Origin of the sequence: Paenibacillus sp. 481, from assembly GCF_021223605.1 — a bacterium.
Classification (GTDB): domain Bacteria; phylum Bacillota; class Bacilli; order Paenibacillales; family Paenibacillaceae; genus Paenibacillus_B.
This window is the reverse complement of the sequence record NZ_CP075175.1, coordinates 1,425,495-1,436,972: the sequence shown is the minus strand read 5'-3', so window position 1 is coordinate 1,436,972 and position 11,478 is coordinate 1,425,495. Positions and strand designations below refer to the sequence as shown.

The window sequence follows — 11,478 nt, the reverse complement described above, 5'->3', positions numbered from 1 at the left end:
ACAAGGGCGATAGTGTACGAATTGTTGGCTAAGAACGTTTCTATCGCCCTATTTAGATGCTTGTATATTCCTTTGATTAGTCTATACAAGCTTTGCGTCTTGTTAAACCGTCAACTCAAAGTAGCGCTGAACCGCTTCCGCAATCTCATGCTCCTCAAGCTTTTGCTTCGTTTTTTCCTGACCATTGACAGTAATTAACGTATTCCCTAACAGCGTAATGCGCCCGTTCTCCGTCACTCGGGACAAGAAATACATCTTGTTAAACATGGACTCAGGCGCCGTTTCCGTCAGCACACAAACAGGGTGTATCGTGTCCAAATTCCAGCGCTGCGAAGGCGTCTCAAAGCGATATAGCGTTTCATACTCGCCGTCACTCTTCTTCTGCAAATAGAACATGGAGTCGGCCTCGTTTTTCATGACGCGATAAGTCCCATCGCTATCAACGACTTCCTCCCCATTCAGCGGAACAGGTAGGCGTGGGCAGTTGCCCCCAAATCCTACATCAACCACATACTCCTTACCTTCAAGCGGTACGATGCTAAACAAATGGCCATGTTCCAAGGCCCAGACTCCATTGCCTACATGTACAGTTGCTGCCATTAGATAAGCGTGAAAGCCGAGCTCTTGTAACAAATGAACAAATAACCCGTTCAGTTCGTAACACACCCCGCCTTGCTGTGCATGTACCAATTTGTGATACAGATCCTCGACCTGCAAGGAGAGAGGCTTTTTTGACATAATATCAAGATTTTCAAAATGGACGTTGAGCACATGCTGTTTTTGCAGATGGGATAAATAGTCGAGACTGACTTCGTCTTTCTTGGTAGCTTGAATACGATCCAAATAAGTTTGCACGTTCAACTTGATCACCAATCCTTTTTATTAAAATGGTTATGTGAATACTATTTATGAATGAAATGGGGACTTCATTAGTCTAGAGCAAAGGTACATGTATAGTGTAAGGTGATTTTTAGATAATTAAAAATATATAATTTATAATCATACTCATAATGATTTTTATATGGATTAAAGGTGGAAATGATGGATGGACTTGCTGCAACTCAAATATTTTCAAACCGTTGCCCGTACCGAACATATGACCAAGGCAGCGCGTGAGCTACATATCGCCCAGCCAGCTCTCAGCGTGATGATTGCACGTTTGGAAGAGGATTTAGGGGTACCGCTGTTTGATCGGATCGGGCGACAAATCCGGCTCAATGTGTTCGGCAAAGCTTTTCTCAAAAAGGTGAACAATGCGCTTGGGGAGCTGGAAGAAGGTCGGCGCGAATTGGAGGATTTAGCGGGATTGGAGCGGGGGAGTATTTTACTGGCGACAACTACCTTGTATCGCGTAGCTGATTTTTTAGGGCCTTTTTTAGCCTTGCATCCGCACGTGAACTTTCGCATTACGCAAGCCATTACCGAGGACATGAAGATTGAATTACTCGAAAAAGGCGAAATCGACTTCTGTCTCGCCACGGCATCTATTCAACGACCTGGAATCGTTAATTTACCACTACAGACTGAAGAAATGGTACTGGCTGTGCCACCTACACATCGCCTTGCAGGCCGCAGCCGTATTCGGCTTAGCGAAGTGGCCAATGACCCGTTCATTAATTTGAAGGCAGGGTATAGCTTCCGTAAAATTACTGATGAATGTTGTCATCGAGCGGGGTTTATCCCGAACATTATTTGCGAAGGTGACGAGCCCGCAGCTATTAGCAGTTTGGTTCGGGCGGGTCTTGGTGTCGCGTTTCTGCCGATAGCTGCCAAGCGCGAAATACCGCCGCTTAATCTGCTTCATATTGAAGAGCCGGCTTGTCAGTGGACACCTCACTTGGTGTGGCGAGAGAAACAATATTTATCGCTTGCGGCCCAAGCGTTTCGTGAATTTGTTGTGGCGCATTATACGCAAGTATCGCCATAATCGGATTTCAATAAAGCGTTTACAAAAATCCAGCAATCGATTAAAATACACATAGGTTTATATTGGAAGGAGAATTCATAGCTTATGCCAGAATCCTTGTAGTGGACGTAGAGAACACCTAAATTTCGTTATCTATTTAGTTAACGGGATACGTGTGTCTTCTTGACCCATTACAAGGAACTTCGGGCTAAGTATGTACCTATACTTGCGGAGTGCCTTTTTTGAGGCACTCCGTTTTTTTTGTACCCATAACCAACAATCAATTACACAAGAGGTGCTTAACGATGAACCATACACATACATTCACGATCGACACTGATTCAATCCGTTTGCGGACATTTTCAACAGCCGACTATGAAGAATTGCATCAACTGACAAGACAATCAGAGATTACGGACATATTACCGGATTGGAACATGACGGAGGAGCAGCTTGAGCAATTTTTATCGTTTGTGGTAGGCAGCTACGAGAAGTTTGATCCTCACAATGTGCAAATCTTACTGGCGGTGGAGCACAAGGAGGACAAGCGACTCATTGGCTGGTGTGGCGTATTTCCAAATGACTTATTAGATCCGGCAGCTCGAGAAGTTGCTTATGCCATTTCAAAGGATTACAGAAATCAGGGGTACACGACAAGCGTAGTTCGAGCGATCGCCTCATTTGTCTTTGCCAACACAGAGCTTGCTCGAATTGTTGCTATCGTCAAACCGTTTAATGTGGCTTCACGAAGAGTAGTGGAAAAGGCGGGGTTTGATCATATTCGTCTAACGAAGCTAGCAGACCAGCAGGAATACGACTATTTTGAAATGAGAAAACATACAGCACACGAAGCCGAAGAGACAGAAGAAACAGAAGAAACGGAAAAAACGGAAGAAACCGAAGGGGACATCAACAATATGATGATTCAGTTTCGCAGAGCACAAATTGAAGATGCTGCACAACTTTCAGCTTTGATGAAAAGGACGTTTGATCAGGAGATCCAGAAGTGGCATACAGGTGATGGAGCCCCGGACAGCAACCTTCGTCCGCCTGGCTACGATTCGCTGGAAATGCACAGGTACTTGACTCGGGAATTGGATTATTACGCGATTGTATTAGGAGGAATAGAAGGAACAATAATCGGTGGCATCTCGGTCGAATCTTCGGGCAAAAGACATGCCAGACTCGATAAGATCTTTATTGATCCGAGCTATCAGGGGCGAGGATTGGGTTCCAAGGCCATTGCATTCATTGAAAGTGAATTCCCAGCTGTTGAAGAGTGGAGATTGGAGACGTCGAGCAGGCAAATTAACAATCATTTTTTCTATGAAAAAGCGGGCTACGTGCGGACGTATGAGTCGGAGGATGAGTACGTGTACGAAAAAATAATGGCTGGAAACGTCGAGCATTCAGCTACTGCTCCATCGAAATTTAAGGATCAGAACCTTTCGCATACGCAGTTTGAGAGCTGCGCCATGAATGGGGCTGATTTTTACAAAATGAACGTGGAAAAAGCCTGTTACAGCAACAGCAATCTAAGCGGCAGCCAATTTACGGACTGCAATCTAAGTCACTCTACATTTAAAAATATGAATCTCACTAACGTCCTGCTTGCTGATTTGAGATTGAGCAATAGTGAAATAGCGCTGGTTTCTTTAGATGGGGTTCGCTTTCACGATACGAATCTAGGCGCCTCCCATACGCCTATGACATTTGAAAGATGTGATCTACGTGGGACGGAGATACGCGGGAGCAATCTGTCGAACGTAAATATCGATCAGTGCAACATTTCGGGGATGAAAATTAACGGTATACCTGTAGAGGAACTGCTACGTGCATACGAGCAAACGAATGGAGACTAACTAGCGGCACATTGAACACGCAACAAATAGGCTGCGAAAAAGCTGCGCACGAGCTGCGGGCAAGCTGCAGTCTACGGTATACAAATGAATACTATATACCAAAAATGTGCGTACTGTTAATATTTTTATCCATAATCTACACTGTGCTTATGAACTGGAATAACGAGAGCGGAAGGGGAAATGAACATGCAAAACGTAAAAGATCAGATTATGGAGGCGCATCAATTTCGCCATGCTTGCAAGGAATTTGATCCCGCGAAAAAGATAAGCGCCGCCGACTTTGAGTTTATTTTGGAAACGGGACGTTTATCCCCAAGCTCGTTCGGGTTTGAGCCTTGGAAATTTGTTGTCGTCCAGAACTCGGAACTGCGCGACAAGCTGCTTCCGGTCACATATGGAGCCCAAAAACAATTGCCAACATCGAGCCATTTTGTAATAATGCTCTCTCGTACGAAGGCCGATTTGATGGCGAATTCTGAGCATATCCAACGGATGATAACAGAAGTTCAGCAGCTTCCAGCGGACATCCAGCAACTCAAAGGAGAGGTCTATCACAAATTTCTCGAAGATGATTTTAAGTTGCTTGAGCACGAAAGAATTGTCTTTGAATGGGGCAGTCGCCAAACGTATATCGCTTTGGGCAATATGATGACTGCAGCTGCGCAGATCGGAATCGATTCCTGCCCTGTGGAAGGGTTCCACAAAGAGAAAGTAGAGCACATTTTACAGGAAGAAGGAATACTTACGGGTCATTTCGGGGTTGCTTGCATGGTTGCATTCGGATATCGAATTCAAGAGCCTCGTCCCAAAACGAGACAAGCGATGGAACACATCGTGGAGTGGGTGGACTAACACCTTAGCACTCACTAGCTCGCTAAAAAATAGGAGAAGGCAGCCGCGCGCTGCCTTTTTTTATTAACGTGGTAGTGTGGGCAGTGTGGTAAACTACAATGGTGTAACTACGCTCAAATTTGCTAGGTAGGTTCCATTTTTTATACGTAAAGGAGTGCATGAATGATGACTGTCCGTAAAAGGAGATTTGGCGATGCACCTAATGGAGAAGCGTGTCCCGTTGAGTTTACACTTGATATTATCGGCGGAAAATGGAAAGGTATTTTACTGTATCATCTGATGGACGGTACGAAACGATTTAATGAACTCCGTAAAATTTGTCCCCATATTACGCAGCGCATGTTGACCTTGCAACTAAGGGAGCTAGCAGAGGACGGCGTTATTCACCGTGAGGTATATCAGCAAGTGCCACCGAAAGTGGAGTATTCGTTAACCGAGTTCGGAAGAACGTTGGAGCCTATTCTTGTGCTTTTGAAGCAATGGGGTGAATCCTATAAGGATCAGTGTAATAGGGCGGCTGACAAGCGTGACAAGGACATGGATAACGAAGAGAATTCCTAATTATTAGACGCTTCTTCACCCTTGTTATTTATTCCTTTACCATAATGATCCACTGCAAAGCTAAATAACACTTTAAGCATAAACAATAAAAAGATAGTCAACATATAGGGCTGTATATTTGGCAACAGTGGCATCCCACCCAGGCCCACAGATAGAAGTAAGCCTGCAACATGCAGTTGTGATCGTTTGCCGAGTAGCGCATTCACGATTAAAGCCCCTGCAATTGTATACGCCCACACCCCAATCGAGTACCATATATGTGTATCTAATAGAAGTGCAACAAGGATGATGTGGGCATGTATCGCAATAAATACGATTCGATTCGTTTTTCTTGCCGCATAAAAGTTGCTGGTTGAAGCAGTGAAATTAGCTATACACCCAGAAAAAATATCGAAAATAAGTAGTAATGCCAGTGCGGTACGCCACAACGGTAATTGGTCCGTTAACGCAGGAAATAGCACATATAATGCAGTGGTTAACAGCCCGCCAAAAAGCAGGATGGACAAGATCGACGCCATAGACTGCTTCTCACCGAACACATCATGTAAAAATAAAGGAATCCGTAGTTGCTTCATTTTAACAGCACACTCCCATCATAAAGTAATGTTTGAACAATCACTTACTTTTGTAGGTATAGCGTGAATGGATATCATGACTACAACATGATTGTAATTGAACAAAATGGAATTGGCGATGCTTTATTTCACGATGTTCAAGATTGTGCTGTTCTTCTATGGACTAGTTGGACAGTCGACATGTAAGTAGCTGTAGTGCTGCGTTTGAGCTCCTCCCACATAAAAAGCCAACTGCAATTAGCAGCTGGCCTCTAAACTGTTTTTGAAGGATAGGAATGGTGAACAGGTTCATATAGGTGCATGGAATCTACATGATGTCGGTTATATTTCTATGCTCCACCCATCGAATGCTCCAAAGCGCGGTCTCTGTTCACTACTTTGGACGTAGGCCACAACAGATTGCCGAACAAAATGCCCAACAAACCTAGCACGGCAACTAAAATTCCGATCATTAAAAATGTTTGCATCGGGCCGATAGCTTGCACCAAGGTTCCGCCAAGCAGGGGTGCTCCAATCATAATCGTTCCTAGGATGGTGCTCTGAATCCCGAATACACGGCCTGTCATATGTGGAGGTGTCTCTTTTTGCAGGCAATAGCTGAAAGTAATCATAAATATGCCGTTGCCCAAGCCCATTACGAACCCTAGTATCAATACAGGAAGAACCGATACGCCAGGCTCGAGTAATCCCAGTCCTGCCACAGATATGCCTATCAGCACGTAGCCACTACCAAATTTCCAACCATAACCCGATTCACGGTTCATTTTGTTCATCGCCGTAATGATCGTTATGGCACCTACACCTGATGCTGCAACTAACCAACCGAGCAAAGATTCTTGCTGGGGAGCAATGGTCCGAAAGAGGCTGGTGAACTGAAAATCGATCATCTGGATAGAGAGTGCCCCAGTTATCCCGAATAGCATCGTGTTGAACAGCAGTCTGCTATGGAAAATAAAGCTCCATCCTTCTTTCCACATCGTACGTAGCGGAACTCGTTGCTCTGTTGCAGATACGGAGAGGGATTCCCCCTGAACTTCTTTCTTGATGTTTATCACCTCTGCGTCCTTGACGGTGAGCAAGAGGATATAAGCACCGACCCTGAAGCAGGCGCATATCAAAATGCACCATTGTGGCGACAGGAAGGATAAAGCGACGCCGCCCAATAAAGGCCCAGCGATCTTGGAACCTTGATTCACGATCCCGTTGAGTGAAGTAGCTTGCAGCAGTTGATCCTCTCTTACGATGCTACGTGTTAGCGACTGCTGAGCGGGCACGTTTAACGTTGAGATGGCCGAACGCAACATAAGCAAGGAAAGCAGCCACCACATATTTGGAGCGAGCAACACGAGCAACGTTAAGACTGCCGTGAGCAGATCGCACATTCGCATCAGCTTCAGCTTGTTCAGCCGATCGGCAGCGACACCTGCAACGGAACCGAGCAAAATATTAGGCAGTGCGATGGCGATCGGGATTAGGGCCAGCATGAGCGGGCTGGCATGCCAACGATAACCTACGAGCACCTGAATAGCCAACATGTCGAACCAGTCTCCGAAGGTTGCTGAAGCATAAGCGCTATATACACGCCTAAATACTTTGTTACGAAGCAGGCTTGTTCCTGCTTGTTGAGTAGTTGTCATTAGGTATTCCTCCGAATCACAATAAGTTCATAAAGGGTATGAACCTACTGTAGCGGAGAAATGTCAGAGGATTATCAGAGCATCATTAAAGTATGATCACAGCGCCATCAGAACATTATCAGAGAATGATCAGACCACCATCCAAAGTAGGTTAGAAGCGGTTTAGTACATTTTGTAGCGTAGCTTCCAGCGGCCCTGACAGCTTATTGAAACCGATCTGCTCCTGTACTTCCGCATACTTATCGATGTATTTTTGCTGCAACTCTTTTTTTGGCGGAAACAGGCCACAGTAATAATGAATTCGGATTAGGGCAAACAGCCGTATCGGAACAAAGCCGGACTTGTCCAAAATGTGCAGCCCCTCGTCCAATAACTTCTCCGCTTCACGCCATTCTTGACGCTGTAACATCCAAAGCCCCTTGACCACCTTGTAACTCCCAACTTCACGCAGAAAAGGCTTGCTAGGCAAAATGTCAACTTCAATCGTCTCCGCCATTTTTCTCAGCTCATTCTCTTCGGCTCCTACAACGAGGTTTACAAACATTTCTGTGATCGCCGTTTGTGGTCTGAAATTCTCATAAATGGGATCGGTAATCACCGAATGACTCATCATCAACCGCTCCAGCGCTGCATCAGGCTTGCCTGCCATGGTATACAGATCAAGGATGTTGAGAATCTCCATTTCTAGTTGCCGGTCAGGGGACAACCGTTTCTTCGCAAGTATTTGCTCACAAAATACAAGCTTCTGCTTCGGGTCGCCCGAAAAAAGATAGAACAACAGTAGCCAATAGATGCGTTCGCTCAGTGGAACCTCGTCGGTATGGAGCAACCATTCCAGATCGCCTTGTACAAAATGGACATAGACGGAATAAAACGGATCTAGCTCATAGCCAAGCACATCCTGTTGGCGTGCGAGGGTCAACATCGAACGACCTTGGCCGTATTGATGGTATTTTCCGAATACATCCCGCATTGCGTCATACAACTCTGGATCTTGGGTAGTAGGGTTCGCTTGCTCAGCAGTCTTTGGACGCAACACGGTCAGGCGGTACCCTAATCCACGGACCGATTTGATCTCCAGATCGATAAAAGGACGCAACTTCTTACGCAGCCTGTATATATGATCATCCACCGTCCGTTCAACCGGATATTCCAACGGCCATACGTTATCCAGCAGCTGTTCCCGGCTGAATGTACGATCGCTGTTACGGTAGAGAAATTGAAAAAGAGCGAATTCCTTGGGCAGTAGCGCTACCGTTATGCCTTCCGCTGTCACTTTATATTCACTCGCGTATAATTCTAGTTGCATCCAGGTAACCCTTCTTTCCTATGGACTAGCTTTATGAGCTAAGTATACCAGCTGCCCTTTGTCCTACACTACAAAAAATGCCTATAATTCGTTAACGATCCGTGTGGAAGCTTGGGGGAATTGACCAATTTAATTGGAAAAAAGAAGTTGTGATCCATTAATGAAATCGTTCCAATTTAGATCAACGTTGCGGTATAAATGGAGGGTTTGCTCATTTTCGGAGATAAATCTTAAACGAACTTCACTGTTGTATGAAATACGAGCCCGTCTTCTTTTTTGCAAATGGGTTGCATAAACTGGGAACGTATACGTACGTACAGGCCAGATGTGCAGCTAGAGGAGGGATGCGGTTGAGCAAATGGCGACCGAAAGGTTGGCGTGGAGGCGGCACGCTGTTGGGGCAGTTGCTGCATGCATGGAAAGCGGGGAGGACGAAACGCTGGGGCTCTAGTTGGAGATGGCCAACGCGGCGCAACCGCGTAGAGACGGTTAGCAGCTTCAAACAACAAGCAAAGCCACGCTCACCAAGATGGTACAGTCGTCCGGGGAAGCCGCGCAGCAAACGTAAAGCTTGGTTTATTGCGCTCGTCATCTTCTTTTTTCTATCCGTACAATTATTCGTCTACGTTGATCGTCATTTGCGTGGCCCGATTATGCATCTTGCCAAAATACGTGTGAAACAAATTGCCACGCAAGCGATTAATAAAGCGATTACGAATGAAGTGATGAAGGATAGAAAAATTGATAAATTAGTGGATTGGAAGACGGATTCACGTGGCAAGGTGACAAGCTTTGTTCTGAACTACAATGAGCATATGCGCATAACGGCTGATACGGTGAATATCGTTCAGTCGTCACTCAAAGAGCTTGGGATGATAAATGATCATATCCCGGTCGGCCAAGCACTAGGCAGTCCGCTTATTGCCTCATTTGGCCCACGTGTGCCGATTAAGATGGAACCGCATGGCGTCGTCAAAGTCGATTTGAAGACGAGGCCGATCAATGTGGGCATTAACATGGTATTAGTTGAAGTGTATATCAAAATCGTGGAGGAGGTGTCCATCGTCATTCCTTTTGATTTGGAACCGGAAGTGGTGGAAACCGAAATTCCGATTTCGTATTTGCTCGTTGTCGGCGACGTGCCGATGTACTATTACGACGGCTCAGGTCGGCCAGTTGGCAACAATCGCGAGCAGGCCCCGCCATTGTCACTGCCGATGCAGCCGCCTGCCGCTGGCACGGATGCTCATGCTGGACCACCGCCAGCGCCATCTAATGAAAGTGGCGGTATTAGCAATAACTCTCATCCGACGACATCCCATCCGGCCACGTCCGTTCCGTCGCAATCGATGCATTCAACGAACCTGACGAGCCCGACGCATTCGACGAACCCAACGAACTCAACGAGCCCGACTACAATGAACCCTTTGGGCCCCATTGTAGTGCCGCAGCGTCCTGAATCGCAAGGGAGTGGCGATGGCGGGGGAGCTAATACGGAGGGTTTCACGCCTTCAAATGAAGGGAACTAGAAACAAGGGGCTGTCCCATACCCCATAGCCGATAGCTCATAGCTCATAGCTCATAGCCTCATATCAACAACGACTAAAGCCCGCATCGCTGCGGGCTTTTTGCTCGAAAACGCATATCCGGGCCGCCTACGAAGCAGGCGAACTTTTCTTGACTTGCTTCGCTTTTTCACGCTCCTTTTTCTCTTGCTTAAACTGGCGAATATCGCTCGATTCCCATTTGCGCAACAAAGGATACGGATCAAACGCATACTCAAGCAGCCCACGATCCCGATACACGCCGAAATGCAAGTGAGGCGGGAATTTTCCCGATGTGCCAGGCTTGCCGTACCCTGAGCTACCAACCCATCCGATCGGCTGACCTGGGACGACGATATCGCCTAACTTCATATTTTTTTCGAAGCCGGACAGATGAGCGTAGTAGTGATAAATATTGTTTAAATCACGAATGCCGATCCGCCAACCCCCGTACCGATTCCATCCTTTAATCTCGACGATTCCGTACGAAGTGCTGCGCACAGGCACGCCATGCGGAGCAAATATATCCGTTCCTTCATGAATACGGAATCCGCCATAATGTCGGCCCATTCCCCACGTGCTACGGTAAGAATAGACAGCGGAAACCGGAAGCGGAAATGCCGAACCGTACAAGTCCAATCGGTCAAAATGCTCGTAAATGCGTGCAAACTGCTTTATGCGCTGCACCGCTCGTGGGTTGTGATAATAGTTCCATAATCCGATACCGAAGTCATCTTCACCTAAGCCAAATGAGCCAATATATGCCGCTAAGCTGTAGAGTAAATCGTCATCGTTATTGTATTCCGCTTTAGCGTCACCGGAGCCGTCTCGACCCAAGCCCTTAAAAATCGAGATGGAGCGCGGATTGCGATCTTCCCAATCTGGATTCAGCATGCCGGCCCACTTTGGAGGTTCAATATAAATGCCAATTTTGCGTTCAGGATGCGCTCTATGTTTAGGATTCGCTCTCGTTAACGTTCGCTCATACTGATCGATGGCGGCTAAGCGATACCAAGGAATGCCGGTAGTTGCACTTATTTTTTCATATAACAGCCGTACGTCTCTCCATAAAAATGCAGATTTATCTTTATCCCCTTCAGATGATTTCGGTTCCACGTGCAGCGCTTTATTAGAAGCAAGAGCCTGCTTATTTCCGCCTGCTATCCATGCGTATGCACTTGCTGGTGTGATTGCTTGTCCACACCACAACATTGCAGCAAGTAAACTCATTA

General features: G+C 46.3%; 10 protein-coding genes. 5 read left to right on the top strand and 5 right to left on the bottom strand.

Annotated features, from left to right (window positions below):
- Positions 1 to 102: 102 nt before the first annotated feature.
- Positions 103 to 870 carry an arylamine N-acetyltransferase family protein gene (locus KIK04_RS06160; protein ID WP_232277418.1) on the bottom strand — a complete coding sequence of 256 codons (768 nt, stop codon included), beginning with the start codon at positions 868 to 870 and terminating at the stop codon, positions 103 to 105.
- Positions 871 to 1,045: 175 nt separating this feature from the next.
- Here KIK04_RS06160 and KIK04_RS06155 point away from each other — a divergent pair, with 175 nt between their 5' ends.
- The 4 genes from KIK04_RS06155 to KIK04_RS06140 all read left to right on the top strand — a co-directional run bounded on the left by KIK04_RS06155 (position 1,046) and on the right by KIK04_RS06140 (position 5,181).
- Positions 1,046 to 1,927 (top strand): LysR family transcriptional regulator, encoded by an 882-nt coding sequence (locus tag KIK04_RS06155; RefSeq protein ID WP_232277417.1) that lies wholly within the window; start codon positions 1,046 to 1,048, stop codon positions 1,925 to 1,927.
- A gap of 284 nt (positions 1,928 to 2,211) precedes the next feature.
- Entirely contained in the window at positions 2,212 to 3,768 is a 1,557-nt protein-coding gene (locus KIK04_RS06150; protein ID WP_232277416.1) for a GNAT family N-acetyltransferase, read from the top strand.
- 186 nt (positions 3,769 to 3,954) lie between these two features.
- Complete coding sequence (locus KIK04_RS06145; protein ID WP_232277415.1) at positions 3,955 to 4,620, top strand: NAD(P)H-dependent oxidoreductase; 666 nt, start codon at positions 3,955 to 3,957, stop codon at positions 4,618 to 4,620.
- Between the two features lie 165 nt (positions 4,621 to 4,785).
- The gene (locus tag KIK04_RS06140) at positions 4,786 to 5,181 is read left to right on the top strand and encodes a winged helix-turn-helix transcriptional regulator (RefSeq protein ID WP_232278617.1); all 396 of its coding nucleotides are present in this window, start codon (positions 4,786 to 4,788) and stop codon (positions 5,179 to 5,181) included.
- Here KIK04_RS06140 and KIK04_RS06135 read toward each other — a convergent pair.
- The 3 genes from KIK04_RS06135 to KIK04_RS06125 all read right to left on the bottom strand — a co-directional run bounded on the left by KIK04_RS06135 (position 5,178) and on the right by KIK04_RS06125 (position 8,702).
- A complete protein-coding gene (locus tag KIK04_RS06135; protein ID WP_232277414.1) occupies positions 5,178 to 5,756 on the bottom strand; it encodes a hypothetical protein in 579 nt (192 codons plus the stop codon). The genes KIK04_RS06140 and KIK04_RS06135 overlap by 4 nt on opposite strands.
- 329 nt (positions 5,757 to 6,085) lie before the next feature.
- A complete protein-coding gene (locus KIK04_RS06130) occupies positions 6,086 to 7,393 on the bottom strand; it encodes an MFS transporter (protein WP_232277413.1) in 1,308 nt (435 codons plus the stop codon).
- A gap of 151 nt (positions 7,394 to 7,544) precedes the next feature.
- The gene (locus tag KIK04_RS06125) at positions 7,545 to 8,702 is read right to left on the bottom strand and encodes a winged helix-turn-helix domain-containing protein (protein ID WP_232277412.1); all 1,158 of its coding nucleotides are present in this window, start codon (positions 8,700 to 8,702) and stop codon (positions 7,545 to 7,547) included.
- A gap of 350 nt (positions 8,703 to 9,052) precedes the next feature.
- Between KIK04_RS06125 and yunB the strand changes: the two genes are divergently transcribed.
- Positions 9,053 to 10,231 (top strand): sporulation protein YunB, encoded by a 1,179-nt coding sequence (yunB, locus tag KIK04_RS06120; RefSeq protein WP_232277411.1) that lies wholly within the window; start codon positions 9,053 to 9,055, stop codon positions 10,229 to 10,231.
- 126 nt (positions 10,232 to 10,357) lie between these two features.
- Here yunB and KIK04_RS06115 read toward each other — a convergent pair whose 3' ends face one another.
- A complete protein-coding gene (locus KIK04_RS06115; RefSeq protein ID WP_442951161.1) occupies positions 10,358 to 11,476 on the bottom strand; it encodes a M23 family metallopeptidase in 1,119 nt (372 codons plus the stop codon).
- Positions 11,477 to 11,478: the final 2 nt, after the last annotated feature.